We start from the raw sequence: 25,525 nt of genomic DNA on the forward strand, positions 1-25,525 counted from the left end.
CGTTCACACGCCCGAAACGCGACCGGAACACGGTGATCAGGGGCGGTCGAGCAGACGGCCGACCGGTGACTCCGTAGCCGCGTCGATCCGCCGGCCGCCGACCCAGGTCCCGGTGACGGCTCCGCGCACCGTCCGGCCGTCGTAGGCCGACACCTTGTTCTTGTGCGCAAGGGCTTCGACGTCGACGCGCGACTGCGCCTCCGGATCGAACGCCACCAGATCGGCGTCGGCGCCCGCCCGCAGCAGGCCCTTCTGGCCGAGGCCCGCGAACGCCGCCGTTCCCGTCGACATCCACGCCACGACCTGCTCGAGCGGGATCCCCCGCTCGCGGGCTCCGGTCCAGACGGCGCGGAAGCTGAGCTCGAGGCCCGAGATGCCGCCCCAGGCGCGGCCGAAGTCGCCGTCGTGCGCGAACTTCAGCTCCTTCGTGGCGGGGGAGTGGTCGGAGGCGATGATGTCGATCGTGCCGTCGAGCAGGCCCTTCCACAGCAGCTCGCGGTTGCGCTCGTCCCGGATGGGCGGGCAGCACTTGTACTGCGTGCCGCCGTCGGGGATCGTCTCGGCGTCGAAGGTCAGGTAGTGCGGGCAGGTCTCCGCGGTGATGCGCAGCCCCTCCGCCTTCGCCTCGCGCAGCAGCGGCAGGGCCTTCGCGGAGGAGAGGTGCAGGATGTGCGCGCGCCCGCCGGTCTCGCGGACCGCCTCGATCACGTGCAGGATCGCGCTGCTCTCGGAGGCGTCGGGGCGGGAGGCGACGAACGCGTCGTAGGAGGTGCCTCCGTCGTTCGTGTGCGCGTCGAGCTCGTCCGGGTCCTCGGCGTGCACGATCAGCAGGCCGTCGAACGCGGCGATCTCGTGCATCGCCTCGAAGAGCTGATCGGTCGAGAGGTGCGGGAACTCGTCCACACCGCTGGGCGACAGGAAGCACTTGAAGCCGAAGACGCCCGCGTCGTGCAGCTCGCGGAGGGAGCCGAGGTTGCCGGGGACCGCCCCGCCCCAGAAGCCCACGTCGACCAGCGACTGCGGACCGGCGGCGGCGCGCTTCGCCTCGAGACCGGCGACGGTGGTCGTCGGCGGGATCGAGTTGAGCGGCATGTCCAGGATCGTGGTGACGCCCCCGGCGGCGGCGGCGCGGGTGGCGGACGCGAACCCCTCCCACTCCGTGCGGCCCGGCTCGTTCACGTGCACGTGCGTGTCGACGATTCCCGGGATCAGCACCTGGCCGGCGGGCAGCTCGACGACCTCGCGCGCCTCCCACGGTGCGTCGATCGCGCTCACCGCGACGATCAGCCCCTCGGCCACGGCCACGCTGGCCGACTGGAACCCGTGCTCCGTCAGCACGGCGGAGGAGCGGATCACGAGGTCGAGGGAGGGGGAGTCCGAAGGCATGGATCGACCTTATACTCGGCATGTTTCGTGCGGACGAGCCCTCCCGGCCGACCCCGCGCCCCGGCAGCGCCGCCTCCCACCCGCTGCCTGAGGAGGCCGCCATGCTCGAGCTCGCCGTCCCGATCCTGCAGCGCGTCGACGCGGGCGAGCGGCTCGCGGTGGTGACCGTCACGCACGTGTTCGGGTCGGCTCCGCGCGCTCTCGGCTCGTCGATGGCGGTCGACGGGAGCGGAGCCGCGATCGGCTCGATCTCGGGCGGCTGCGTCGAGGCGCAGGCCTACGCGCTCGCGCAGGAGGTGCTCGGCACGGGCGCCTGGGCGGCCGACCACTTCGGCTTCGACGACGAGGCCGCGTTCTCGGCCGGCCTCTCCTGCGGCGGGCAGCTGCGGGTCTTCGGCCACGCGATCGACGCCGGCTCCGGGGCCGTGCTCGCCGAGCTGCGGGCCGCGCGTGCCGGCCGCCCCGCTGCTCTGGCGATGATCGTCGGCGGGCCGGAGGAGCTCGTCGGCCTGGTGCTGACCGGCGCCACCCGCGCGCAGGACGTGGTCGGCCCCTCCCTCGACGACGCCACGGTGCGCCGGATCCTCGCCGAGCGCGAGGCACGGCTCCACTCGGGCCGCTCGGCCACGATCGAGATCGACTGCCGGGGCCGCGAGCTCGAGGTCGCCCTCATCGTGAGCGCCGAGAAGCCGCGCCTGCTCGTCTTCGGCGCCGTCGACTTCTCGGCCGCCCTGTGCGCCGCGGGATCGCTGCTCGGCTACCGCGTCACCGTGTGCGACGCCCGCCCGGTGTTCGCGACGGCCGAGCGCTTCCCCGCCGCCGACGAGGTCGTCGTGGAGTGGCCCTCCGACTACCTCGCGGAGACGGCGGTGGACGAGCGGACGGTCGTCGCGGTGCTCACCCACGACGAGAAGTTCGACATCCCCCTGCTGGAGCTCGCCCTGACACTGCCTGTGGGCTACGTGGGCGCGATGGGGTCCCGCCGGACTCACGAGCGGCGGCTGGCCCTCCTCCGCGAGGCGGGGGTGGCTGAGGAGGCTCTCGCGCGGCTGCACTCGCCGATCGGCCTCGACATCGGCGCCTCGACACCGGAGGAGACCGCGGTGTCGATCCTGGCCGAGGTGCTGGCGACGCGGGCAGGCGCCTCGGGAGCGCCGCTGCGCGCCGGCGCCGGTCCGATCCACGCGGAGACCGCCTGACCGGTCCTCCCACCACGGGAAACGGGAGCGAAACACTCCGCTGGCATGCTCGGGGGATGCAGCGCCACATCATCACCGGAGCCCACGTCGCGACCGTCGACGCCGCGGGCACCGAGCATCCGAGCGGACACGTCGTGGTCGACGGCCCGCGGATCGTCGCCGTCGGGGCCGGGGAGGCTCCTGCCTGGGCCGTCGAGGGCCGCGCGCCGACCGGGCTGCCCGCGCAGGAGCCGGTGGCGATCACCCGCGTCGACGGACGCGGCCACCTGCTGACCCCCGGCCTGATCAACACGCACCACCACCTGTACCAGTGGCTGACCCGCGGCTGGGCGCAGGACTCGATCCTCTTCGACTGGCTCGTGGCGCTCTACCCGGCCTGGTCCCGCATCGACGCCGACCTCACCCGGTCGGCCTCGCTCGGCGCGATGGGCGTGCTCGCCCGCTCCGGCTGCACGACGGTCGGCGATCACCACTACGTCTTCCCGCGCGGCTCGGGCGACATCGTCGGCGGCATCGTCGACGCGGCGTCGACCCTCGGAGTGCGGCTGCACGCGACGCGCGGGTCGATGGACCTCGGCGAGTCGCAGGGCGGGCTGCCGCCGGACTTCGCCGTCGAGACGACCGCGGCAGCACTCGAGGCGAGCGGAGCGGCCGTCGAGCGCTACCACGACGCCTCGTTCGACTCGATGGTGCGCGTCGCGATCGCCCCGTGCTCGCCGTTCTCGGTCACTCCGGATCTGCTGCGCGAGTCGGCCGTGCTCGCCCGGCAGCTGGGCGTCCGGCTGCACACCCACGGATCCGAGACGATCGAGGAGGACGCCTACACCCGCGAGGCGTTCGGGATGTCGCCCACCGACTACCTCGAGTCGCTCGGCTGGCTCGGCGACGACGTGTGGATGGCGCACTGCGTGCACCTCGACGACGACGCGATCGCCAAGTTCGCCGCGACCGGCACCGGAGTGGCGCACTGCCCGTCCTCGAACGGCCGGCTCGCCGCGGGCATCGCCCCCGTGCCGCAGCTGCTGGCGGCCGGGGTGCCGGTCGGTCTCGGGGTCGACGGAGCCGCCTCCAACGAGTCGGGGCAGCTGGGCATCGAGATCCGTGAGGCCGTGCTGATGAACCGGCTGCGCGCGGGCGCCGATCGGATGAGCGCCCGTCAGGCGCTCTCGATCGCCACGATCGGAGGCGCGAGGGTCCTCGGCCGGCAGGACGAGATCGGCTCGATCGAGGTCGGCAAGCTCGGCGACCTCGCGCTCTGGAAGGTCGACGGGATCGAGCACTCGGGCATCGCGGACCCGGTCGCCGCCCTCGCTCTCGGCTCTCAGCCGCCCCTCTCGCTCCTGCTGATCAACGGCCGCCCGACGGTCTCGGAGGGCCGCCTCGTGAACGCCGATGAGGACGCGATCGCCCGCGAGGTCGCCCGCGCGAGCGCGGACCTCGCGGCCCGCGTCTGACCGCGCCCACTTGCTGATCGAGCCCCGCGGCGGCTGCCCGTGCCTGCTGATCGGGCCGTGCTTGCTGATCGAGTAGCCCGCGGAGCGGGCGTATCGAGATCCCCGTCCGCCGGGAGCAGGTGGGTCTCGATACGCCGCCTGCGGCGGCTACTCGACCAGCAGGGCGGTGTGCCACTAGCGGCGGCGACCCGTGCCTGCTGATCGAGTAGCCCGCGGAGCGGGCGTATCGAGATCCACCTCGTTCGGGAGCGGTGGGTCTCGGTACGCCGCCTCCGCGGGGGCGGGCTCAGCCCTGCGGGGCCTGCGCGTCCACCGTGCGGACCGGCGCCGCGTCCGGGTGCAGCATCCGCCAGACGCGGTCGCGCGACACCGGCAGCGCGAACGGACGCACGCCGACCGCGTCGCGCACCGCGTTCGCGAGCGCGGGAGCCACCGGGTTGTACGGCGCCTCGCTCATCGACTTCGCCCCGAACGGCCCGAGGTCGTCCGCCGTGTCGGCGAAGAAGACCTCGGTCACGGGCACGTCCGCCATCTGCGGAATGTGGTAGTTCCGCAGGATCGCCGTCGTCACCGTGCCCTCGCCGTCGAGGATCACCTCCTCGTACAGCGCCGAGCCGATCGCCTGCGCCGAGCCGCCCTCGACCTGGCCGCGGCACTGGTCGGGGTTCAGCACGTAGCCGGCGTCGGCCGCCTGCACCGACTGCAGGATCCGCACCTCTCCCGTCGGCACGTGCACCGCGACGCGGAAGCCGTGGACGTTGAAGGCGAGCGAGCGCTTCGCTCCGTCCTCGGTTCCGGTCGCGGTGATCGGACCGCCGGCGGCGCGCACCAGGTCGTCGAACGTGACGCGCGTGCCGTCGGGCGCGAGGAGCCCGGAGTCGTCGGGCTCGAAGTCGTCGTGCCCCGTGATCCGCTTGGCGAGCGAGCGCAGGTCGGCGAGCAGCCGCACGGCGGCCGAGTAGACGGCCTTGCCCGCCACCACCGTGCCCGCGCTCCCGAAGGCGCCGGTGTCGTAGCGCGCGGCGGCCGTGTCCGACTGCCGGATGCGCACCCGGTCTGCCGAGGCGCCGAACGCGCTCGCGACGAGCTGGGTGTGCACCGTCGTCGTGCCGTTGCCGAACTCGGACGTGCCGACGCCGACCGTCAGGATCCCGTCGGCGTCGACGGTGACCGTCGCCTCCGAGAAGTGTCCGCGCGGAGGGATCGTCGCGATCATCGCGACGGCCATCCCCTCGCCGACGCGCCAGTCCTCACCCTCGGGTGCTGCGACTCCGTTCCCGCGCGCGAGCGCCTGCTCGGTCAGATCCAGGCACTGGTCGAGCCCGTACGAGGCGAAGCCGATGTCGTCGCCCTCGACGTGCGTGACGACGAGCGGATCGCCGGGGCGCACCGCGTTGATCCGCCGCAGCTCGAACGGGTCGATCCCGAGCTCGCGCGCGAGCTCGTCCATCGCCGACTCGATGCCGAAGATCACCTGGCCCAGGCCGTAGCCGCGGAAGGCGCCCGACGGGATGTTGTTCGTGTAGACGGCCTGCGCGTCCACCCGCTTGCTCGGCACGTTGTACACGGCGATCGACTCCGAGGTGCCGTGGAACATCACTCCGGGACCGTGGTTGCCGTAGGCGCCGGTGTCGGACAGCACGTCGACGCTCAGGGCGGTCAACCGGCCGTCGCGCCGCGCGCCGAGGCGCACGCCGACCCGCATGGGGTGCCGGCACGGCGCCATGGTGAACTCGTCGGAGCGGGTGAACTCGAACTGCACCGGGCGCCCGGTCGCGAGGACGGCGAGGGCGACGACGTCCTCCGTCAGGATCTCCTGCTTGCCGCCGAAGCCCCCGCCGACCCGCGCCGTGAAGACGCGGACGCTGGAGGGATCGCGGTCGAACAGGCGCGCGATCTCGTCGCGGACGAGGAACGGGACCTGCGTCGAGGTGCGCAGCACCAGCTCGTCGCCCTCGAGCCAGCCGATCGTGCCGTGCGTCTCGAGCGCGGTGTGGGCGACGCGCGAGGTCGTCCAGGTGCCGCCGACGACGACGTCCGCCTCGGCGAAGCCGGCCTCGACGTCGCCGTACTCGCCGTGCAGCTCCGCGACGACGTTCGACTCCGGCTTCGCGATGCGCGACGCGATCGGGTCCTTCTCGCCGTGCAGGAGGGGCGCGCCGGGCGCGCGGGCCTCCTCCGGATCGAAGACGGCCGGCAGCACCTCGTACTCGACCTCGATCGCGCGGCAGGCGATCTCGGCCTGCGCGACCGACTCCGCGACGACGACCGCCACCCGCTGTCCGCGGAACCGCACGACGGTGTCGAGCATCCGGGTGTCGTCGGGATCGTCGAGCCGCGACTCGTGCCGGGCGGTGGAGTAGAGCACGTCGGGCACGTCGTCGGCGGTCAGCACGGCGACCACGCCGGGCAGCTCCCGCGCGGCGCGGGTGTCCATCGACACGATCCGCGCGTGGGCGTGCGGGCTCTGCAGGACCTTCAGGTGCAGGAGCCCCGGGACGGCGACGTCGAGTGTGTACGGCTCCTGCCCCGAGACGATGCGCCGGCCCGCGGGGGCGCCGAGCGAGCGGCCGACCCGCGACTCGTCGGCAGTGGGCCTGCCGGTGCGGCGCACGGGGGTGAGCCCGGTCGGATGCTCGTGATCGCAGCTCGCGATCGCCTCGCCGATCGCCCGGTACCCCGTGCAGCGGCAGAGGTTGCCCTTCATCAGGCGCGGCACGTCGGCGGGGTCGGCTCCCTGGATCGCGGTGGCCGTGACGACCATCCCGGCGGTGCAGAAGCCGCACTGGAACGCGCCGGAGTCGACGAACGCCTGCTGCACCGGGCCCGGCTCCTCCGGGGTGCCCAGCCCCGCGGCGGTCGTGACCGAGCGGCCCTCGACGCGGTGCGCGGGGTAGAGGCAGGAGTGGAAGGGCGTCCCGTCGACGAGCACCGAGCACGCGCCGCAGTCGCCGGCGTCGCAGCCCTTCTTCACCTCGAAATGCTCGTGGTCGCGCAGCAGGGTCCGGAGGACCTGACCGGGGCGCGGGGTCGCGTCGACCTGCTCGCCGTTCACGGTGAATCTCATGCGACGCCTCCGTCGGGCTCGGTCCGGGCGAGCTCCTCGCGGATCTCCTCCGCGAGGACTCCGACGACCGCGTGCCGCCAGTCCGCCGCTCCGTGCGGATCGGTGAACCAGGTGACGATCCCGTCGATGGCCGCAGTCAGCTCGGAGGCGGACGGCAGCCGGGGGAAGCGCAGCACCTCGGGCCGGATCGTCGCGGCCGTCACCGCGAGCACGACCGCGCCGTCGCGGTCGAGCCGGCCGATGACGACCGCTCCGGAGCGGCCCAGCGGCGAGAGGGCGGTCTTGCGGTACGCGGTGCGGGCGTCCAGGGCGTGCGCCGGGAACTCGATCGAGCGGATCACGTCGCCGTGCTCGAGCAGCGTCGCCATGTTCCCGGTGACGAGCTCGGCCACCGGCACGAGATCGTCGGAGCCGTCGGCCCGCCAGACGAGCGCGCGGGCGTCGAGCGCCGCCGCGAGGCTGATCATCGGCCCGGCCGGCAGCGCGTTCGCGATGTTGCCGCCGACGGTCGCGACGTTCCAGATCTTGAACGAGCCGAGCAGCGCCGTGCAGCACTGGAAGAAGAGGCGGTGGGCGGTGCGGCCCGCGTCCGGCATCGCCGCGAGCTCGGCGAAGGTGCACGTCGCGGCGACCGAGAGCCCGTCCGCGCTCGAGCGCAGCGACTCCCAGCCGAAGCCCTGCAGGTCGAGCAGCTCGTCGAGGTGGTCGTGAGGGAGAGAGAAGACCCAGGAGCCGCCTCCGATGACCGCCGTGCGCGGTCCCATCGCCGCCAGCTCGCCGCGCTCGCGCACCACGCGCACGCGCTGGATCGTGCTGAGGTCCATGCTCCGCCTCTCGCCGGTGCCCGCGGGATGCGCGCTCCTCCAGTGAACAGCACGCGTGTGACACCCGTGTTACCCGCGCTCGGCGCTCCACCGGCGTCCGGAGCCGCGCCCTGGCGGATCCGCCAGGGGCTCAGCCCAGCGACGCCACCCACTCCGAGCTGCCGTCGACGAACGACTGCTCCTTCCAGATCGGCACGGACGCCTTGATGTCGTCGACGAGCGCCGCGCAGGCCTCGAAGGCGGCGGCGCGGTGCGCGGAGGCGACCGCGCAGGAGAGCGCGAGATCGCCGACGACCAGGTCGCCGACCCGGTGCACTGCGGCCACGCGCACCTCGGGGAAGCGCTCGGCGATCCGGCGGGCGGAGTCGGCCAGCGCGGCAGGCGCGTCCGGATGCGCCTCGTAGACCAGCCGGAGCACTCCGCGGCCCTCGTCGTGATCGCGCACGACGCCCGCGAAGGTGACGACCGCGCCGTGGGCGGGGGAGTCGACCGCCTGCTCGCACTCGTCGACCGTGATCGCCTCGCGGGCGATGCGGGCGAGGGCGACGCCGTCATCGGACATGGTCGCCGCCTCCCAGCTGGTCGAGGAGGTGCCCGATCACCGGATCGAGGACGTCGATGCCGTCGCGCACGCCGCCCGGCGAGCCGGGCAGGTTCACCACGACGCTGCGACCGGCGACCCCCGCGGTCCCGCGGCTCAGCACCGCGGTCGGCACCTTGGCCGCTCCGCGGGCGCGGATCGCCTCGGCGAGGCCCGGCAGGGTCCGCTCGAGCAGCGGTGCGGTCTGCTCCGGAGTGACGTCGCTCGGCGCCACGCCGGTGCCGCCCGTCGTCACGATCACGTCGGCGCCGGAGGTGAGCGCGTCGCCGATCGCCTCGCCCACCGCGTCCCCGTCGGCCACCACGACCACCTCGCCGCTCCAGCCGCGGCTCTCGAACCAGGCCAGCAGCGCCGGGCCCGTGCGGTCCTCGTACACGCCGGACGCGGCGCGGGTGGAGGCCACGACCGCGACGGCGCGGCGCGTCACTCCCTGCTCCACGATCCGCTCCTCCCGCCGTCCTTCGCCAGTACGCGGATGCCGGAGATGACGGCGCCGCGATCGACGGCCTTGATCATGTCGTAGACGGTCAGCGCCGCGACGCTGACGGCGGTGAGCGCCTCCATCTCGACCCCGGTGCGCCCGCTCGTGCGCACCCGCGCCTCGATCCGCACCCGGTCCTCGAGCGTCTCGAGGTCGATGTCGACCCCGTCGAGCGCGAGCGGGTGGCAGAGCGGGATCAGGGTCGAGGTGGCTTTGGCGCCCATGATCCCGGCGATGCGCGCGACACCGAGCGCCTCGCCCTTGGGCAGCTCGCCCTGCTGCAGCAGCCGCACGACCTCGGGGGTCGTGACGACGACGCCCTCGGCGACGGCGGTCCGCGAGGTGACGTCCTTCGCTCCGACGTCGACCATGTGCACGGCCCCGTCGCCTCGGACGTGGGTCAGGTTCTCAGTCATCGATCCTCCAGATCTCGACCGTGTCGCCGGTCGCGGCGTGCTCGGTCCCGACCGGGACGTGGATGAGGACGTTCGAGCGCGCGTACGACGCGAGCAGGTGCGAGCTCGGGCCTCCCACCGGGTGCACGAGGCCCTCGTCATCGAGAGCTCCCCGCCGGAACTGGTGCAGGTGGGCGGGCGAGTCGAGCGCGGTGCCGAGCCGGGCCCGGAGCCGCGGCCGCTCGGCCGGCGAGCGGCCCGCCAGCGAGCGGAGGACCGGGCGCAGGAACACCTCGAACGAGACGAGGGCGCTCACCGGGTTGCCCGGGAGCGAGACGATCGGCAGGTGCGCGTCCGGCGACACCGCGACCAGGCCCAGGCCCTGCGGGCCGCCCGGCTGCATGGCGACGTGCCCGAACTCGGACCCCGCGGGACCGAGAGCGTCGCGCACCACCTCGTAGGCGCCGGCACTCACTCCGCCGACCGTGATCGCCAGGTCGGCGTCGCCCGCCCGCGAGCGGAGGATCGCCAGCAGGTCCTCGGCGCGGTCGCTGTCGCAGGGGGCCACCACGGGCAGCGCGCCCGCCTCGCGGACCGCCTCGGCGAGCAGCGCGCCGTTCGCGTCGTAGATCTGGGCGGCCTCGAGCTCCGTCCCCGCCGGCCGGATCTCGTTGCCGGTCGGCACGATCAGCACCCGGATCCTGGGCAGCACCTCGACCTCGACGAGACCGAGCGAGGCGAGCAGACCGTAGTGCGCGGCGCGGAGCACGGTGCCGGCCGCCAGCGCGACGGAGCCCGCCGCGGAATCGCTGCCCCGCGCGCGCACGAAGGTCGTCGGAGTGACGGGGGCCGCGAACGCGACGCGGGCGCCGGTCGCCGACGCGTCGGGGAAGCGCGGCGGGTCGACCCGCTCGATCGGCACGACGGCGTCGGCGCCGACCGGGAGGGGCGAGCCGGTCATGATCGGCACGGCGGTGCCGGGGGAGTGCCGCGGCGCGCTCTCGCCGGCGGGGACCGGCGCAGCGACCGGTAGGACGACCGGAGCGTCGGCGGACGCCTCGTCCAGGTCCGCCGCCCGCACGGCGTAGCCGTCCATCTGCGAGTTGTCGAAGCGGGGGAGGTCCAGCGGCGAGTGCACGGTGCGGGCGAGGACGCGCCGGTCGTAGGCACCCGGATCCGCCGCCACGCTCCTCGGATCGAGCGACAGGGCCTCGCGGGCACCGCGCGTCGCGAGCGGGGCCAGCAGAGCGCGCACCCGGGCGGCGTGGATGTCGATCGAGGTCATCGGGTCCTCTCGGCGGGTCCCCCACGAGGGGTGGGCGGGTTCCCTATCTTGCCGGGTCGCACACGGTTCCGCCGCGTAGTCTGACCGGATGAGCACCGTACTCGGGATGCCCGGCATCCGACCTCGACAGCGGGGGGCGGAGCTCCCGGCCGACCGGCCCGAGACCCCGTTGCTCGTCGACACCCACGGACGTGCGGCCGACGACCTCCGCATCTCGCTGACCGACAAGTGCAACCTGCGCTGCACCTACTGCATGCCGGCCGAGGGACTCCCGTTCCTCCCTCCCGCCGCCCTGCTGACCCGCGACGAGATCGTGCGCCTCGCGCGCATCGCGGTGGAGCAGTTCGGCGTCCGGCAGATCCGCTTCACCGGAGGCGAGCCGCTGCTGCGCAAGGACCTCGTCGAGATCATCCGCGGCGTCGCGGCCCTCGAGCCCCGCCCCGAGATCTCGCTGACCACCAACGCCATCGGCCTCTCGGGCCGGGCGACGGCGCTCGCCGAGGCGGGCCTGGACCGCGTGAACGTCTCGCTCGACTCCATCTGCGCCGAGACCTTCGCGAAGGTGACCCGACGCCCGTTCCTCGACCGTGTGCTCGCCGGCATCGACGCCCTGGCGCCCGCGGGCCTCGCGCAGACCAAGATCAACGCGGTGCTCCTGCCGGGGATCAACGACCACGAGGCGCCCGAGCTGCTCGCCTGGGCGCTCGCCGGAGGCCACCAGCTGCGCTTCATCGAGCAGATGGCCCTCGACGCCGACCACGGGTGGGACCGGGAGACCATGATCACGGCCGCGCGGATCCGGGAGCTGCTCTCGGAGCGGTTCGTGCTGAGCCCGCACGCGGCCCCCCGCGACGGCGCGCCCGCCGAGCTGTTCGACGTGCGCGATCGCGAGGGCGGTCCGCTCCTGGGCCAGGTCGGCATCATCGCGTCCGTGACGGAGGCGTTCTGCGCCGATTGCCGCCGCACCCGCCTGACCGCCGAGGGCGGCGTGCGCAGCTGCCTCTTCTCGAACGAGGAGACCGACCTGCTCGGCCCGATGCGCGCCGGCGTCGACGACCACCACGTGGCCCAGCTCTGGCGCGGCGCGATGTGGGCGAAGCCCGCCGGGCACGAGATGAACCGCGTCGGGTTCGTGCAGCCCGAGCGCACGATGAGCGCGATCGGCGGATGAGCGTGCGGGTCCGCTACTTCGCCGCGGCGAAGGCCGCGCTGGGGCGCGCCTCGGACGAGTTCGACGAGCTGCCCGACGTCGCAGCACTCGAGGCGCGCCTCGTGGAGGACTCGCCGGAGTCCGCCGCGGTGCTCGGCCGCTGCAGCTACCTGGTCGACGGAGTCTCGACGACCGATCGCGCGACTCCGCTGGCCGCGAGTTCCTCGGTGGACGTGCTGCCGCCCTTCGCGGGCGGCTGAGCCTCAGACCCGCAGCGCCGCGGCCCCGCCGACCAGCGAGTCGACGCTGATGCCGACGGCCGCCGCCCGGTCGGCCGCGATCCGCGAGCGCACTCCCGACGCGCAGTGCAGCACGAGCGGGCCGGCGGGCAGCAGCGCCGGGTCGAAGCCCGACATCGGCATCCGCACAGCACCCGGCACCGACACGGAGCGGTCCTCCGAGTCCTCGCGCAGGTCCACGACCGTCAGCGGCTCGTGCGCCGCCAGCCGGGAGCGGAGCTCGTCGGCGGTGATCGCCCCGGCGACTCCGATCCGTTGGGGGAGCTCCGGCACCCGCCGCTCGAGCGGAAGCTCCGACCACGACCCGTCGAGCGCGTCGTGCACGACGATCCGTCCGAACAGCGGAGTGCCGACACCCGTCACGAGCTTCACGACCTCGCTCGCCATGGCCGAGCCGATCGTCGCGCAGAGCGAACCGAGCACGCCCACTGTCGCGCAGCTGTCCGCAGCGTCCTCGGCCTCCGGATGCAGTGCGCGCAGTGTCACTCCGCCGCAGGGAGCGTGCGACCAGAACGTGGAGAGCTGGCCGTCGAAGCCGAGCGCAGAACCCCAGACGTGCGGCACTCCCGCGCGCGTCGTCGCGTCTGAGGCGAGGTAGCGGGAGCCGAACGTGTCGAAGCCGTCGACGACCACGTCCCAGCCGTCGACGAGCGCATCGGCGTTGGCCGCGGTGAACGCCACCGGGAAGGCGCGGGCGTCGATCCCGGGCGAGAGCCGCCGGGCGGTCGCGACCGCCGACTCCGCCTTCGAGAGGCCCACCGACGAATCGTCGTGGGCGGTCTGCCGCGATAGGTTGGACGGTTCGACCACGTCGGCGTCGACGACGCCGAGCCGCCCGACTCCTGCCGCGGCGAGCGCCGTGATCACCGGCGAGCCGATGCCGCCCGCCCCGAGCACGAGCACCGCTGCGTTCCGCAGGCGCCGCTGCCCGAGCTCGCCGATCGGGGAGAGCCGGATCTGCCGGGCGAAGCGCTCCCGCTCCGCGGCGTCGAGCGGGGGCCCCGGTTCGACCGGGAGCGTCACGGGGGAGAGCGGAGGTGTCACCTCCCCAGTGTGCACGCCACGCGGAGCCGGATGGCCGCCTCCGCGGATCGGCGATGGTCGTCCAGTACCGTGGGGAGCGTTTTTCGACAGGAGCGAGGCCGGCGGGTGCATCTGAAGAGCCTGACCCTCAAGGGGTTCAAGTCCTTCGCTCAGCCGACCACGTTCGCCTTCGAGCCGGGCGTCACGTGCGTCGTCGGCCCGAACGGCTCGGGCAAGAGCAACGTCGTCGACGCGCTCGCCTGGGTGATGGGGGAGCAGGGCGCGAAGACCCTCCGCGGCGGCAAGATGGAGGACGTCATCTTCGCCGGGACGTCCACCCGCGGTCCGCTCGGCCGGGCCGAGGTCGCGCTCACCATCGACAACACCGACGGCGCCCTGCCGATCGAGTACACCGAGGTGACGATCACCCGGACGCTCTTCCGCAACGGCGGCAGCGAGTACGCGATCAACGGGCGCTCCTGCCGCCTGCTCGACGTGCAGGAGCTGCTGAGCGACTCCGGTCTGGGCCGGGAGATGCACGTCATCGTCGGGCAGGGGCAGCTCGACGCCGTGCTGCACGCGACCCCGGAGGAGCGGCGCGGCTTCATCGAGGAGGCCGCCGGGATCCTCAAGCACCGCCGGCGGAAGGAGAAGACGCTCCGCAAGCTCGAGGCGATGCAGACGAACCTCACCCGTCTGTCGGACCTCGCGGGCGAGATCCGGCGGCAGCTGAAGCCGCTCGGCCGCCAGGCCGAAGTGGCCCGCCAGGCGCAGACGATCGCAGCGGTGGTCCGCGACGCCCGCGCGCGCCTGCTCGCCGACGACGTCGTGACCCTCCGCACCGCCCTCGACGGCTTCGCGCGCTCCGAGAGCGAGCGGCACGGCGAGCGCATCGTGCTGCAGGAGAAGCTCGAACAGGCGACCCTGCGGATGGCGCGCATCGAGTCCGAGCGGGTGGGCGACGCCGTCGACGACGCGCGCCGCACGACGTTCGAGTTGGAGTCGGTGCAGGAGCGGCTGCGCAACCTGCAGGCGCTCGCCGGCCAGCGCCTGGCGCTGCTCGACGCGGAGTCGGAGCAGCCGCAGGTGCAGCCCCGCGTCACCCCGCGGGACATCACCGAGGCGCGGGAGGAGCTCGAGCGCTTGAGGCAGGGCGTGCTCGACGCGGAGGCGGCGTGGGCCGCCTCGCAGAAGGGCACCGTCCGCGCGCGGCAGGTGCTCGACGCGCTCGACGACGAGATCGCGGCGCAGTCCGCCCTCGTCTCGCGGCACGACCTCGAGATCTCGCAGCTCACCGGGAAGGCCGATTCGGCGGCGTCGCGGCTCGCGGCCGTCCGGGGCGAGGTGCTCCGCGCGCAGAACACCCTCGACTCCGCCGTGCAGCGCCGGGATGCCGCGGAGCGCCAGCTCGACGCACTGGAGGACGAGATCCGCGAGGCGGGCGGCGGCACCGACGGGTCGCTCGACGAGAGCTACGAGCTGGCGCAGTCCGCGGTCTTCGAGGCCGAGGGCGAGATCGAGCGCCTGCGGGAGGAGCTGCACGCCCACGAGCGCGAGCGCGACGGTCTCGCGGCGCGCACCAGCGCCCTCTCGCTGGCCCTCGACGTCTCGGACGGCTCGTCCGAGCTGCTCGCCGCGCGCCTCGACGGTGTCGACGGCCGGGTCGCCGAGCGGATCCAGGTGCGGCCCGGGTACGAGGCCGCGGTCGCCGCCGCACTCGGTACCTTCGCTGACGCGGTTCTCGCCGGCACCTCCGAGCAGGCCGAGGCCGCGCTCGACGAGGCCGTCCGCCGCGACCTCGGGCGGGTCGAGCTGCTGGTGGGCGGCGCCTCGCGGCCGCAGCTCGAGCTGACCCTGCCGGACCCGGCGCTGCGCGCCCGCGACCTCGTCACCGGTCCGCCCGCCGTCCTCGCCCTGCTCGAGCAGGTCGTCGTCGTCGACGACCTCGCCGCAGCGCGCGCGGTCTGGCCCGCCCTGGCCGGGCACGCGCACCCGATCACCGTCGTCACCCGCGACGGAGCCGCGCTCTCGGATCTCGTCGTGAGCGGCGGCTCCGGCGGGCAGCGCAGCCGGATCGAGCTCGTCTCGGAGCGCGACGCGGCCGACTCCGCCCTGGAGGAGATCGTGGGACGCATCGACCGCCTCCGCTTCGACCTCGCCGAGCAGAGCGGAGCCCTGAAGGGCGCCAAGGAGCAGTCGCGACTCGCCCTCGCCGCCCTGCGCGAGCACGACTCCGCCCGGGCCGCGCACACCGAGCGCCTCGGCCGCGTCCGCGCCCAGCACGAGGCCGCGGTGGCCGAGTCCGGCCGCGGGCAGAAGGCGCTCGCCATCGCCGCGGAGCGCGTCGGCGACGCCGAGCGCGCGGCGGCCACGGCGAAGAGCGAGCTCGACACCGCGCGCTCGCGTCCGCGGCCGATCCTCGACGTGAGCGGCAGGGACGCGCTGCAGCAGGCGGTCGACGCCGCCCGCGAGCACGAGATCGAGGCGCGGCTCGGAGTCGAGACCGCCAAGGAGCGCGTGCGCGCCGAGCAGTCCCGGGGCGAGTCGCTCGAGCGTCAGCTCGCCGCCGACCGCGCCGCGGCCGACGAGGCCGCACGGCGCGCCGTGATCCGCCGTCGGCAGCACGACGCGGCGGCCGACGTGACCTCCGCGATCCCCGCGGTCCTCGCCTCCGTCGACCGCTCGGTGCAGCAGGCGCGCGCCGAGCTCGTGCAGGCCGAGGCCGCCCGCTCGCAGCAGGACGAGGAGCTGCAGGGGCTGCGCCGCCAGGAGTCGGCCCTGCGCGAGCGGCTGCAGTCGGTCACCGAGACCGTGCACGGGCTCGAGCTGCAGATCTACGAGAAGCGCCTGCAGCTCTCCGGGCTGCTCGAGCGCGCCGGATCCGAGCTGGGACTCGTCGAGGACGTGCTCGTCGCCGAGTACGGCCCGCTCGTCAGCGTGCCGGACGAGACGAGCGAGCAGGAGGACGCGCCGACGCGCCCCTTCGTGCGGGAGGAGCAGCGCCGCCGGCTCGAGAAGGCCGAGAAGCAGCTCGCGCAGCTCGGCCGCGTCAATCCGCTGGCCCTCGAGGAGTTCGCGGCGCTGGAGCAGCGGCACGCGTTCCTGACCGAGCAGCTCACCGACCTCACCGACACCCGCCGCGATCTGCTCCTCATCATCGAGGAGCTCGACGAGACCATGCAGACGGTCTTCGCCTCGGCCTTCGCCGACACCCAGGCGGCCTTCGCCGACGTGTTCCCGGTGCTGTTCCCCGGCGGCACGGGCAGCATCCGCCTGACGGACCCCGACAGCCTGCTCACGACCGGGATCGAGGTGGCGGTGCGCCCCGCGGGCAAGAAGATCGAGCGGCTGTCGCTGCTCTCGGGCGGCGAGCGCTCGCTCGCGGCGGTGGCGTTCATGGTCGCGATCTTCAAGTCGCGGCCGAGCCCGTTCTACATCATGGACGAGGTCGAGGCGGCGCTGGACGACGCGAACCTCGGCCGTCTGCTGTCGATCTTCCAGGACCTGCGGACCTCCAGCCAGCTCATCGTCATCACGCACCAGAAGCGCACCATGGAGATCGCCGACGCCCTCTACGGCGTCTCGATGCGCCAGGACGGAGTCTCGGCCGTCGTCGGCCAGCGCGTCGCGGCCCCCGCCGACTGACCCTCGCCCCGTCCGCGAGGGAACCCCCGACAGTCGAGGGAGCCCGCTGCGACTGGTTCCCTCGACGGTTCGGGGTTCCCTCGGCGCGGGCCGTGGGGCGGAGCCGCCGCCGGTACCCTGGAGCACATGGCTGAACGCACCTCCTGGTCGCTCGGTCGCGCACTGCGCGGCCTGTTCGAGAAGCGCACGATCGACGACCAGACGTGGGACGACCTCGAGACGGCGCTCATCACCGCCGACTTCGGCCCCGACATCACCGAGGAGATCGTCGAGGACCTCCGGGCGAAGGTCGAGCGGTACAGCACGACCGATCCGCGCGACCTGCAGCGCATGCTCCGCGAGTCGATGGAGGAGCGGCTGTCGAAGTACGACACGACCCTCAAGCTCAGCGAGCGCCCGGCCGTGATCCTCGTCGTCGGCGTCAACGGCGTGGGCAAGACCACGACCATCGGCAAGTTCGCCAAGTTCCTCCGCAACTACGACCGCAGCGTCGTCGTCGGAGCCGCCGACACGTTCCGCGCCGCCGCCGTCGACCAGCTCGCCACCTGGGCACAGCGCGCCGACGCGCAGATCGTGCGCCCGCAGCAGGAGCGCCAGGACCCCGCCTCGGTCGCGTTCCAGACCGTGCAGTTCGCGAAGGACAACGGCATCGAGATGGTCATCATCGACACCGCCGGACGCCTGCACACCAAGGGCGGGCTGATGGACGAGCTCGGCAAGATCAAGCGCGTCATCGAGAAGCAGGCGCCGATCTCCGAGATCCTGCTCGTGCTCGACGCGACGACCGGTCAGAACGGGCTCAGTCAGGCCGAGGCGTTCATCGAGCACGCCGGAGTGACGGGGCTCGTCATCACGAAGCTCGACGGTTCCGCGAAGGGCGGCTTCGTCCTCGCCGTGCAGGAGCGCACCGGCATCCCGATCAAGCTCGTCGGCCAGGGCGAGGGCATCGGCGACCTCACCGGTTTCACCCCGCACGTCTTCGCCCAGCAGCTCGTCGGCTGACCGCCGGACGACTCCCACGGCGGTACCGCCGTCTCCGCCGGCTCACCGGAGAGCGGAGGCGGGTCAGCGTCGGTGGGCGCGGAGTGCGTCGGCGAGGGGGATCAGTTCGTCGTCGAGGATGCCGATGATCAGTTCGGGCTGGATCCGGAAGTACTCGTGCACGATGACGTTCCGCAGTCCCGCGATCGCCGCCCACGGCACGGCGACGAAGCCGTCGCGCGCCTCAGTGGGGAGCGCGCGCACCGCCTCTCCGATCACTGCGAGGTTCCGAAGGACAGCGTCCAGCGCCATCCGGGCGAGGACGGCGTCGCCACCGCCGAGGTGCTCCCTGTACTCGAGGCAGCGGTCGATCGCCGCCAGGATGTCTGAGAACCGCTCCTCCGCCGATCTGCTCACAACGGAACCATGTCGCGTCGGGCGGTCGTCGCCACCGAGTCCCGCAGCAGAGACTCCGCCACGACGTCGACCCGGACGCCGAGGAGCCCGCTGAGCTCCTCGCCGATGCCGGCGACGCGCAGGAGCGGGTTTCCCGCTCCTGCGTCGAGGTCGACGAGCACGTCCACATCGCTCCCCGGCCGGGCGTCTCCCCGAGCGACCGACCCGAAGAGCCGGGGGTTGGTCGCGCCGTACCGGCCGAGTACTGCGAGGAGCGCGTCGCGGCGCGCGTCGATCGTCCGACGCACGGTGCTCGCGTACTCCGTCACGGCTGACATGCCGCCAGGATACGCGGACGCCATCCGGCGCGCTCCGTCGCTCCGCGTCCGTCGTGCAGCTGTGCCGACGCGAACGCTCACACCGCCTGCGAGAACCCCAGCGCCGCGTCGGCGAGGTGCCGCAGGTGCTCCGGGACCGGCCGCCCCTTCGACTCCATCGACTGCGCCCAGAGCCGACCGGCCCGGTAGGAGGAGCGCACGAGCGGACCCGAGAGCACGCCGAGGAACCCGATGTCCTCCGCCTCCTCCTTGATCGCCACGAACTCCTCCGGATGCACCCAGCGGTCGACCGGCAGGTGGCGCGGAGTCGGCCGCAGGTACTGCGTGATCGTCAGCAGGTCGGTGCCCGCGTCGTGCAGGTCCTGCAGCGCCTGCGAGATCTCCTCGCGCTCCTCGCCCATGCCCAGGATGAGGTTCGACTTGGTGATCAGCCCCGCGTCGCGCCCCTGCGTCAGCACGTCGAGCGAGCGCTCGTAGCGGAACGCGGGCCGGATCCGCTTGAAGATCCGCGGAACGGTCTCGACGTTGTGCGCGAACACCTCCGGCCGCGCCTCGAACACACGGCCGAGGTGCTCCGGGCGCCCCGTGAAGTCGGGCACCAGGATCTCGACGCCGGTGCCGGGGGACTGCGCGTGGATCTGGCGGATCGTCTCGGCGTAGAGCCAGGAGCCCTCGTCCGCGAGGTCGTCGCGCGCGACTCCGGTGACCGTGGCGTAGCGGAGGTTCATCCGCGCCACCGATTCGCCCACGCGCCGCGGCTCGTCGGCGTCGTAGTCGGCGGGCTTGCCGGTGTCGATCTGGCAGAAGTCGCAGCGGCGCGTGCACTGGGCGCCGCCGATGAGGAACGTGGCCTCGCGGTCCTCCCAGCACTCGAAGATGTTCGGGCAGCCCGCCTCCTGGCAGACCGTGTGCAGCTCCTCGCTCTTCACGAGCGACTGCAGCTGCCGGTACTCCGGGCCCATGGTCGCCTTGGTCCTGATCCAGTCGGGCTTGCGCTCGATCGGAGTCTCGGCGTTGCGGATCTCGAGCCGGAGCAGCTTGCGTCCGCCCACCTCGGCGCTCATGCGGCCACCACCGCGGTCTGCTCGGCCGAGAACTCGAGCGAGCACTCCCGGAACCGCTGATCGACCAGGGCGCGCACCGCCTCCATCGACACGGCGCTGCCGGTCTCGCGCTCGATCGTCGTCACTCCGGCGTCCGAGATGCCGCAGGCGACGATGCGGGAGTAGGGCTCGAGACTGTTCGAGACGTTGAGCGCGAAGCCGTGCATCGTCACGCCGCCGGCGACGCGGATGCCGATGGCCGCGATCTTGTCCGCGCCGAGCGGTCGCCGGATCCAGACTCCCGAGCGCCCGTCGATCCGCTCGCCGGTCACGCCCAGGTCGGCGAGCACGGCGATCAGCATCCCCTCGAGGGAGCGGACGTAGGCGACCACGTCGACCGGCTCGCGCAGTCGCACGATCGGGTAGCCGACGAGCTGACCGGGCCCGTGCCAGGTGATCCTGCCGCCGCGGTCGACGTCGACGACGGGGGAGCCGTCGACCGGGCGCTCGTGCACCTCGGTCCGCTTGCCCGCGGTGTAGACGGAGGCGTGCTCGCAGAGCACCAGCACGCCGTCGCGCCCGGCGACCACCTCGTCGTGGAGGCGGCGCTGCAGCTGCCAGCCGTCGCGGTAGTCCAGAGGAGCTGCGGAGTCGCCCGCCAGAAGTGTCTCGATCACGTCGCCACCCTAGACGCTTTCCTGCACCGAGCCCAGTTAATCATCGCGGCCCCACGCAGAACCGAGCACTCCGCGGCTCCGGTAGAATTCAGGGCATCATGGCTACTTTCGGCACCCTCTCCGATCGACTCGTCGAGACCTTCAAGAACCTCCGCACGAAGGGCAAGCTCTCGGCCTCGGACGTCGACGGCACCGTCCGCGAGATCCGGCGCGCGCTGCTCGACGCCGACGTGGCGCTGGACGTGGTCAAGGCCTTCACCGGGAAGGTGCGCGAGCGCGCCCTCGGCGACGAGGTCAACAAGGCGCTGAACCCGGCGCAGCAGGTCGTGCAGATCGTCAACGAGGAGCTCGTCGCGATCCTCGGCGGGCAGTCCCGCCGCCTCGAGTTCGCGAAGCGCCCGCCGACCGTCATCATGCTCGCGGGCCTCCAGGGTGCGGGCAAGACGACGCTCGCCGGCAAGCTCGGCAAGTACCTCGGCAAGGACGGGCACACGCCCCTCCTCGTCGCCGCCGACCTCCAGCGCCCGAACGCGGTGCAGCAGCTGCAGGTCGTGGGCGAGCAGGCCGGAGTCGCGGTCTACGCTCCCGAGCCCGGCAACGGAGTCGGCAACCCGGTCAAGGTCGCGCAGAACGCGATCAGGTTCGCCACCGACAAGCAGTACGACACCGTCATCATCGACACCGCCGGCCGCCTCGGCGTCGACGCCGACATGATGAAGCAGGCGTCCGACATCCGCCGCGTCACGAACCCCGACGAGGTCCTCTTCGTCATCGACGCGATGATCGGACAGGACGCGGTCGCCACCGCGAAGGCCTTCCAGGAGGGCGTCGACTTCACCGGAGTCGTGCTGTCGAAGCTCGACGGCGACGCGCGCGGGGGTGCGGCGCTGTCCGTCGCCTCGCTGACCGGTCGCCCGATCCTCTTCGCCTCCACAGGCGAGGGCCTCGATGACTTCGAGCAGTTCCACCCCGATCGCATGGCGAGCCGGATCCTCGACCTCGGCGACGTGCTGACCCTCATCGAGCAGGCGCAGTCCGCGTTCGACGAGGACGAGGCGCGCAAGGTCGCCGAGAAGATCATGAGCGACTCGTTCACGCTCGACGACTTCCTCGGCCAGATGCAGCAGCTGCGCAACATGGGCTCGATCAAGAAGATGATCGGCATGCTCCCGGGCGCCAAGGGCATGCGCGACCAGCTCGACCAGTTCGACGAGCGCGAGATCGTGCGCACCGAGGCCATCATCCAGTCGATGACCAAGGCCGAGCGCGTGAACCCGAAGCTGCTCAACGGCTCGCGGCGCCTGCGCATCGCGCGGGGCTCGGGCATGACCGTGACCGACGTGAACCAGCTCGTGCAGCGCTTCGAGCAGGCCGCGAAGATGATGAAGACCGTCGCCAAGGGCGGCATGCCGAACGTGCCCGGCATGGGTCCCGTCCCCGGAGCCGGCTACCAGGGTCGCCCGAAGCCGCAGAAGAAGAAGACGTCGAAGTCGGGCAACCCGGCCAAGCGCGCGGCCGAGAACGCGGCGATCACCTCCGGCCCTCGACCCGGCGACGCCGGCGGCTCGGGCTTCGGCCTCGGTGGCGGCAAGGGCCCGCAGGCCCAGCCCACCCCCGAGGAGCTGGAGCAGCTGCAGAAGTTCCTCGGCCGATGACGGCGGGGCGACGGGTCGCCGCGGCGGCTCTCGCGGCCGCCGCCGTCCTCGGGCTCGCGGGCTGCGCCGAGACGTCCGGAGCGGACGCCATGTCGGCTCCCGCTCCCGAGGAGCTCGTCGGCCGCTGGGTCACCGGAGTCGCCTACGAGTCGCCGGACGTGCCGTTCCTCCTGATCGCCGACGACGGCACCTGGACCGGCTCGGACGGCTGCAACGGCGTGCAGGGCGAGTGGTCGATCGACGACGAGGGCGCCCTCAGCGTCGACGCCGGGCCGAGCACGATGATCGCGTGCGACGGAGTGGCACTGCCGACGATCTTCTCCGAGGCATCGATGGCCGCGATCGACGGCGGACGCCTCCGCCTCTTCGACGACGCCGGCGCCACCACCGTCAAGCTCGCCCGCTCGACCTCCGACGAGGCGCCGACCACCGCGCCCGACCCCGCCGGCGAGTAGCCGCCGCGCTTCCCTCGCGGATCGAGCCTCTGCTGATCGAGTAGCCCGCGCAGCGGGCGTATCGAGATCCACGTCACCCGGAGCTGGCGGGTCTCGATACGCGCCTTCGGCGCTACTCGACCAGCAGCAGGGGCGCCTGCGGCTACTCGACCAGCAGCGGGGGCGTCCGCGGCACTCCTCTCCCAGCGACCGAAGACGCCTCCGCGTCACTCCCGAGGTCTAGCGTGGAGAGCATGACAACCACCACCGCGCGCCCGGTCCGCATCGGCGTCCAGATCGCCCCTCAGCACGTGTCCTACGAGGTCATCCGCGACACCCTCGCCGAGATCGAGGACCTCGGCGTCGACATCGCCTTCAACTGGGATCACTTCTACCCGCTCTCGGGCGAGCCCGACGGCCTCCACTTCGAGGGCTGGAGCATGCTCGCCGCCTGGGCCGAGCAGACCAGCCGCATCGAGTTCGGCCCGCTCGTGACCTGCAACAGCTACCGCAACCCCGACCTGCTGGCCGACATGGCCCGCACCGTCGACCACATCAGCGCGAAGGGCGCGGAGGGCCGCTTGATCTTCGGCATCGGCTCCGGCTGGTTCGAGCGCGACTACCAGGAGTACGGCTACGAGTTCGGCACCGCCGGCTCGCGACTGGACGAGCTGTCCGAGGCGATGCCGCGCATCCGCAGCCGCTGGGGGAAGCTGAACCCCGCTCCCACCCGCGACATCCCGGTGATGATCGGCGGCGGGGGAGAGAAGAAGACCCTGCGGATCGTCGCGGAGCACGCCGACATCTGGCACAGCTTCTCCGACGTCCCCACCCTCGAGCGCAAGCTCGGCGTCCTCGGCGACTGGTGCACGCGGGTCGACCGCGACCTGTCGGCCATCGAGATCTCGACCGGAGCGAGCGTCCGCGCCGGCGTCGGAGACGACTCCTTCGAGGTGCTCGATCAGCAGTTCGACCTCGGCGCGCGCCTGTTCACCCTCGGCATCACCGGCCCCGACATCGACCTCGCGCCGGTGCGCGAGCTCCTGTCCTGGCGCGACGGCAAGAACAGCACCACCCGCTGACCGCGGAGGGGCGGGAGCCCGACTCCCGCCCTACTCCGTGACCGTCGGCGCCGAGTCGGTCGGGACGCTCTGCCCGAGCCCGGCCTTCTCGGCCGCCAGCGCGAAGGCCTCCGCGAGGGCGAGCTGGCCCGCCTCCGTCGGGTGGATGCCGTCCTCGGCGAGCAGCCCGTCGGCGCGGAGCGGATCGGGGTACTCGAGAGCACCGCCGCCGGCCGCGGTCATCGCGTCCACGAGGGCCTGGTCGTAGGCGGCGAGATCGGCGGGCCGCGGATCGGGTCCCCAGACGGAGTCGACCGCGATCAGTCGCGCGGACGGGACGGCCGCGGCGATCGCCTGGACCGCCGGAGGGATCGCGGCGACGACCTCGTCGGAGGGCGACCCCAGGTCGTTGCTGCTCGCCAGGACGACGACGGCGTCCGGCTCGGTCGCGGCGATCTCCTCGGCGCGCTCCCCGATCGGGGATCCGCAGGTCCCCGGCCTGACGAAGCCGCCGCCGTCGCAGCCGAGGTTGGTCACCGTCCAGCCGAACGCGTCGCCCACGAGGACCGGCCAGGCGGCTTCCGCGTCGAGTCCGTAGCCGCGCACGATGCTGTCCCCGACGAAGGTGACCCGTGCGCCGGCCGGGATCGCTCCTCCGACGACGAGCGGGTTCGGGGCCTCGGCGTCCCGGGTCGGGGCCGGAGTCGCGGTCGCGGTCGCGGTACCGGTCGCCGCGGGCTCCGCTGCGGACGAGCACCCGGCCAGCCCCACCACGAGGGCCGCGACCAGCACGAGCCGTCGCGTCGCGGTCATGCCCGCGGGTCCCGCAGTCCGTCGCGCAGCTCGCCGGCGAGTGCCCGCACGACCGCCTTCAGGTCGCCGTCGTTCGCCGCGGCGACCTTCAGCTGCCGCTGGTAGCTGGCACCGGCGACGAGGATCAGCTCGACGTCCGCGAGCTCGGCTGTGCAGTCCAGGCGCTCCGCCACCGGCGCGAGCGTCACGAGCAGATCGCGGAGGTCGTCGGTCACGAGCCGCTCGGCCCCCGCGCTGTCCAGGATGATCTCGGCGTCGAGTCCGTACCGCGCCGCGCGCCACTTGTTCTCGCGCACGTACCAGGGCTGCATGGTGGGCAGGTCCTCGCCCTGGTCCAGGCGTGTCGACAGGTGCTCGACGAGGCACTGGATGAGCGCGGCGACCGCGCCGATCTCCTCCGCTGACGAGAGGCCGTCGCACGCGCGCATCTCGAGCGTGCCCCACTGCGGCGAGGGTCGGATGTCCCAGCGGACCTCGGTGTGGTCGTCGATGACGCCCGTGCGCATCATGTCGTCGACGTACTCCTCGTAGTTCGCCCACGCGCCGAACTGAGGAGGAAGGCCCGCGGTGGGCAGCTGCTGGAACATCAGGGCGCGGTTCGAGGCGTACCCCGTGTCCACTCCGCCCCAGAACGGGCTCGACGCCGACAGTGCCTGCAGGTGCGGGTAGTAGTCGAGCAGCGAGTTCAGGATCGCGAGCACCTTGTCGCGGTCCTCGATGCCGACGTGCACGTGGATGCCCCAGATCATCATGTTCCGGCCCCACCACTGGGTCCGGTCGATGAGCCGGTGGTAGCGCTCCTTGTCGGTGATGCTCTGGTCGTACCACTGCGCGAAGGGGTGGGTGCCGGAGCAGACGAGGTCCAGGCCCATGGGATCGGTGATCTCGCGTACCTGCCGCAGCTGGTCCTGCAGGTCGGCGACGGCGTCGCGGACCGTCGTGTGCACACCGGAGACGAGCTCGACGGTGTTGCGCAGCAGCTCGCCGGTGATCCGCGGATGCGGCTCGCCGTCCTCGCCTCGGAGGGCCTCGAGCACGACGTCGGCGACGTTGGCCAGGTCGCCCGTCTGCCGGTCGACGATCGCGACCTCCCACTCGATCCCGAGCGTGGAGCGGTCGGACTGGGCGAAGCTGATCTCCATGGCGTCGTCTCCGTCGATCCGGCGTCCACCGGGTCGGGACGCACGGCTTTCATCGTCCCACGACTCGCGGAGGCGGACGTGTGGGCTGTCCATGGACGTCACGGGCGGTCGTCCGGTCGGGATCCGCGGCTCCGCGGGTCGGGGAGATGCATGTCGTGCCCGCGCGCCGGGCGTTT

Annotated in this window: 23 protein-coding genes; 9 read left to right on the plus strand and 14 right to left on the minus strand. The window is 72.9% G+C overall.

Going from position 1 to position 25,525, the window contains the following annotated elements:
- Positions 1-36: 36 nt before the first annotated feature.
- A complete protein-coding gene (gene allB, locus ASF46_RS07510) occupies positions 37-1,386 on the minus strand; it encodes an allantoinase AllB (protein WP_056866980.1) in 1,350 nt (449 codons plus the stop codon).
- Positions 1,387-1,487: 101 nt separating this feature from the next.
- Here allB and ASF46_RS07515 point away from each other — a divergent pair, with 101 nt between their 5' ends.
- Positions 1,488-2,585, plus strand: a complete 1,098-nt coding sequence (locus ASF46_RS07515; RefSeq protein ID WP_056866981.1) for an XdhC family protein — start codon at positions 1,488-1,490, stop codon at positions 2,583-2,585.
- A 56-nt stretch (positions 2,586-2,641) separates the two neighbouring features.
- Positions 2,642-4,039 carry an 8-oxoguanine deaminase gene (locus tag ASF46_RS07520; RefSeq protein ID WP_056866982.1) on the plus strand — a complete coding sequence of 466 codons (1,398 nt, stop codon included), beginning with the start codon at positions 2,642-2,644 and terminating at the stop codon, positions 4,037-4,039.
- 286 nt (positions 4,040-4,325) lie between these two features.
- Here ASF46_RS07520 and ASF46_RS07525 read toward each other — a convergent pair whose 3' ends face one another.
- The 6 genes from ASF46_RS07525 to glp all read right to left on the minus strand — a co-directional run bounded on the left by ASF46_RS07525 (position 4,326) and on the right by glp (position 10,692).
- Positions 4,326-7,106: a molybdopterin-dependent oxidoreductase gene (locus ASF46_RS07525; protein WP_056866983.1), complete on the minus strand. Its 2,781-nt coding sequence runs from the start codon at positions 7,104-7,106 to the stop codon at positions 4,326-4,328.
- Positions 7,103-7,930: an FAD binding domain-containing protein gene (locus ASF46_RS07530; RefSeq protein WP_056866984.1), complete on the minus strand. Its 828-nt coding sequence runs from the start codon at positions 7,928-7,930 to the stop codon at positions 7,103-7,105. Before ASF46_RS07530 ends, ASF46_RS07525 begins: the two co-directional genes overlap by 4 nt.
- Before the next feature lie 130 nt (positions 7,931-8,060).
- A complete protein-coding gene (locus tag ASF46_RS07535; protein WP_056866985.1) occupies positions 8,061-8,492 on the minus strand; it encodes a molybdenum cofactor biosynthesis protein MoaE in 432 nt (143 codons plus the stop codon).
- Entirely contained in the window at positions 8,482-8,970 is a 489-nt protein-coding gene (locus ASF46_RS07540; RefSeq protein ID WP_235576878.1) for a MogA/MoaB family molybdenum cofactor biosynthesis protein, read from the minus strand. The genes ASF46_RS07535 and ASF46_RS07540 overlap by 11 nt, the downstream gene beginning before the upstream one ends.
- A complete protein-coding gene (gene moaC / locus ASF46_RS07545; RefSeq protein WP_056866986.1) occupies positions 8,955-9,428 on the minus strand; it encodes a cyclic pyranopterin monophosphate synthase MoaC in 474 nt (157 codons plus the stop codon). The genes ASF46_RS07540 and moaC overlap by 16 nt, the downstream gene beginning before the upstream one ends.
- Positions 9,421-10,692 carry a gephyrin-like molybdotransferase Glp gene (gene glp, locus ASF46_RS07550; RefSeq protein ID WP_056866987.1) on the minus strand — a complete coding sequence of 424 codons (1,272 nt, stop codon included), beginning with the start codon at positions 10,690-10,692 and terminating at the stop codon, positions 9,421-9,423. The genes moaC and glp overlap by 8 nt, the downstream gene beginning before the upstream one ends.
- A gap of 88 nt (positions 10,693-10,780) precedes the next feature.
- Here glp and moaA point away from each other — a divergent pair, with 88 nt between their 5' ends.
- Together moaA and ASF46_RS07560 are read left to right on the plus strand one after the other, a co-directional pair.
- Complete coding sequence (gene moaA / locus ASF46_RS07555) at positions 10,781-11,863, plus strand: GTP 3',8-cyclase MoaA (protein ID WP_056866988.1); 1,083 nt, start codon at positions 10,781-10,783, stop codon at positions 11,861-11,863.
- Positions 11,860-12,102 (plus strand): MoaD/ThiS family protein, encoded by a 243-nt coding sequence (locus ASF46_RS07560; RefSeq protein WP_056866989.1) that lies wholly within the window; start codon positions 11,860-11,862, stop codon positions 12,100-12,102. The genes moaA and ASF46_RS07560 overlap by 4 nt, the downstream gene beginning before the upstream one ends.
- A 3-nt stretch (positions 12,103-12,105) precedes the next feature.
- On the opposite strand, the gene ASF46_RS07565 is transcribed toward ASF46_RS07560, so the two are convergent.
- The gene (locus tag ASF46_RS07565) at positions 12,106-13,185 is read right to left on the minus strand and encodes a ThiF family adenylyltransferase (protein ID WP_162240168.1); all 1,080 of its coding nucleotides are present in this window, start codon (positions 13,183-13,185) and stop codon (positions 12,106-12,108) included.
- A 105-nt stretch (positions 13,186-13,290) separates the two neighbouring features.
- Here ASF46_RS07565 and smc point away from each other — a divergent pair, with 105 nt between their 5' ends.
- Positions 13,291-16,809, plus strand: coding sequence for a chromosome segregation protein SMC (gene smc / locus ASF46_RS07570; protein ID WP_056866991.1), 3,519 nt, complete (start codon positions 13,291-13,293; stop codon positions 16,807-16,809).
- 126 nt (positions 16,810-16,935) lie between these two features.
- Positions 16,936-17,811, plus strand: coding sequence for a signal recognition particle-docking protein FtsY (gene ftsY, locus ASF46_RS07575; protein ID WP_055792633.1), 876 nt, complete (start codon positions 16,936-16,938; stop codon positions 17,809-17,811).
- 63 nt (positions 17,812-17,874) lie between these two features.
- Here the strand turns inward: ftsY and ASF46_RS07580 are convergent, their stop codons facing one another.
- From ASF46_RS07580 to lipB, 4 genes are all read right to left on the minus strand, one after another.
- Positions 17,875-18,207, minus strand: coding sequence for a DUF86 domain-containing protein (locus ASF46_RS07580; RefSeq protein ID WP_056866992.1), 333 nt, complete (start codon positions 18,205-18,207; stop codon positions 17,875-17,877).
- The gene (locus ASF46_RS07585; protein ID WP_056866993.1) at positions 18,204-18,524 is read right to left on the minus strand and encodes a nucleotidyltransferase family protein; all 321 of its coding nucleotides are present in this window, start codon (positions 18,522-18,524) and stop codon (positions 18,204-18,206) included. Before ASF46_RS07585 ends, ASF46_RS07580 begins: the two co-directional genes overlap by 4 nt.
- A 77-nt stretch (positions 18,525-18,601) precedes the next feature.
- Positions 18,602-19,588: a lipoyl synthase gene (gene lipA, locus ASF46_RS07590; RefSeq protein ID WP_056866994.1), complete on the minus strand. Its 987-nt coding sequence runs from the start codon at positions 19,586-19,588 to the stop codon at positions 18,602-18,604.
- The gene (gene lipB, locus ASF46_RS07595; RefSeq protein ID WP_056866995.1) at positions 19,585-20,244 is read right to left on the minus strand and encodes a lipoyl(octanoyl) transferase LipB; all 660 of its coding nucleotides are present in this window, start codon (positions 20,242-20,244) and stop codon (positions 19,585-19,587) included. Before lipB ends, lipA begins: the two co-directional genes overlap by 4 nt.
- A 98-nt stretch (positions 20,245-20,342) precedes the next feature.
- Here lipB and ffh point away from each other — a divergent pair, with 98 nt between their 5' ends.
- The 3 genes from ffh (at position 20,343) to ASF46_RS07610 (ending at position 23,415) form a co-directional block, all read left to right on the plus strand.
- On the plus strand, positions 20,343-21,899 hold the full coding sequence (ffh, locus tag ASF46_RS07600; protein WP_056866996.1) for a signal recognition particle protein: 1,557 nt from the start codon (positions 20,343-20,345) through the stop codon (positions 21,897-21,899).
- Complete coding sequence (locus ASF46_RS07605; RefSeq protein ID WP_056866997.1) at positions 21,896-22,354, plus strand: META domain-containing protein; 459 nt, start codon at positions 21,896-21,898, stop codon at positions 22,352-22,354. Before ffh ends, ASF46_RS07605 begins: the two co-directional genes overlap by 4 nt.
- 233 nt (positions 22,355-22,587) lie before the next feature.
- Entirely contained in the window at positions 22,588-23,415 is an 828-nt protein-coding gene (locus ASF46_RS07610; RefSeq protein WP_056866998.1) for an LLM class F420-dependent oxidoreductase, read from the plus strand.
- 30 nt (positions 23,416-23,445) lie between these two features.
- On the opposite strand, the gene ASF46_RS07615 is transcribed toward ASF46_RS07610, so the two are convergent.
- Together ASF46_RS07615 and ASF46_RS07620 are read right to left on the minus strand one after the other, a co-directional pair.
- Positions 23,446-24,207 (minus strand): SGNH/GDSL hydrolase family protein, encoded by a 762-nt coding sequence (locus tag ASF46_RS07615; protein WP_056866999.1) that lies wholly within the window; start codon positions 24,205-24,207, stop codon positions 23,446-23,448.
- Positions 24,204-25,349, minus strand: a complete 1,146-nt coding sequence (locus tag ASF46_RS07620; protein WP_056867000.1) for a glutamate--cysteine ligase — start codon at positions 25,347-25,349, stop codon at positions 24,204-24,206. The genes ASF46_RS07615 and ASF46_RS07620 overlap by 4 nt, the downstream gene beginning before the upstream one ends.
- Positions 25,350-25,525 lie beyond the last annotated feature (176 nt).

The organism is Rathayibacter sp. Leaf296 (genome assembly GCF_001423045.1).
Lineage (GTDB): Bacteria > Actinomycetota > Actinomycetes > Actinomycetales > Microbacteriaceae > Rathayibacter > Rathayibacter caricis.

Bases quoted from the DNA above. Each gene is read 5' to 3' on its own strand.
- ASF46_RS07610 (WP_056866998.1), top strand. From the start codon at position 22,588: ATGACAACCACCACCGCGCGCCCGGTCCGCATCGGCGTCCAGATCGCC.
- lipA (WP_056866994.1), bottom strand. From the start codon at position 19,588: ATGAGCGCCGAGGTGGGCGGACGCAAGCTGCTCCGGCTCGAGATCCGC.
- ASF46_RS07520 (WP_056866982.1), top strand. From the start codon at position 2,642: ATGCAGCGCCACATCATCACCGGAGCCCACGTCGCGACCGTCGACGCC.
- ASF46_RS07615 (WP_056866999.1), bottom strand. From the start codon at position 24,207: ATGACCGCGACGCGACGGCTCGTGCTGGTCGCGGCCCTCGTGGTGGGG.
- ASF46_RS07585 (WP_056866993.1), bottom strand. From the start codon at position 18,524: ATGTCAGCCGTGACGGAGTACGCGAGCACCGTGCGTCGGACGATCGAC.
- moaA (WP_056866988.1), top strand. From the start codon at position 10,781: ATGAGCACCGTACTCGGGATGCCCGGCATCCGACCTCGACAGCGGGGG.
- ASF46_RS07530 (WP_056866984.1), bottom strand. From the start codon at position 7,930: ATGGACCTCAGCACGATCCAGCGCGTGCGCGTGGTGCGCGAGCGCGGC.
- ffh (WP_056866996.1), top strand. From the start codon at position 20,343: ATGGCTACTTTCGGCACCCTCTCCGATCGACTCGTCGAGACCTTCAAG.
- moaC (WP_056866986.1), bottom strand. From the start codon at position 9,428: ATGACTGAGAACCTGACCCACGTCCGAGGCGACGGGGCCGTGCACATG.
- ASF46_RS07535 (WP_056866985.1), bottom strand. From the start codon at position 8,492: ATGTCCGATGACGGCGTCGCCCTCGCCCGCATCGCCCGCGAGGCGATC.
- ASF46_RS07525 (WP_056866983.1), bottom strand. From the start codon at position 7,106: ATGAGATTCACCGTGAACGGCGAGCAGGTCGACGCGACCCCGCGCCCC.
- allB (WP_056866980.1), bottom strand. From the start codon at position 1,386: ATGCCTTCGGACTCCCCCTCCCTCGACCTCGTGATCCGCTCCTCCGCC.
- ASF46_RS07560 (WP_056866989.1), top strand. From the start codon at position 11,860: ATGAGCGTGCGGGTCCGCTACTTCGCCGCGGCGAAGGCCGCGCTGGGG.
- ftsY (WP_055792633.1), top strand. From the start codon at position 16,936: ATGGCTGAACGCACCTCCTGGTCGCTCGGTCGCGCACTGCGCGGCCTG.
- ASF46_RS07515 (WP_056866981.1), top strand. From the start codon at position 1,488: ATGCTCGAGCTCGCCGTCCCGATCCTGCAGCGCGTCGACGCGGGCGAG.
- ASF46_RS07605 (WP_056866997.1), top strand. From the start codon at position 21,896: ATGACGGCGGGGCGACGGGTCGCCGCGGCGGCTCTCGCGGCCGCCGCC.
- ASF46_RS07620 (WP_056867000.1), bottom strand. From the start codon at position 25,349: ATGGAGATCAGCTTCGCCCAGTCCGACCGCTCCACGCTCGGGATCGAG.
- glp (WP_056866987.1), bottom strand. From the start codon at position 10,692: ATGACCTCGATCGACATCCACGCCGCCCGGGTGCGCGCTCTGCTGGCC.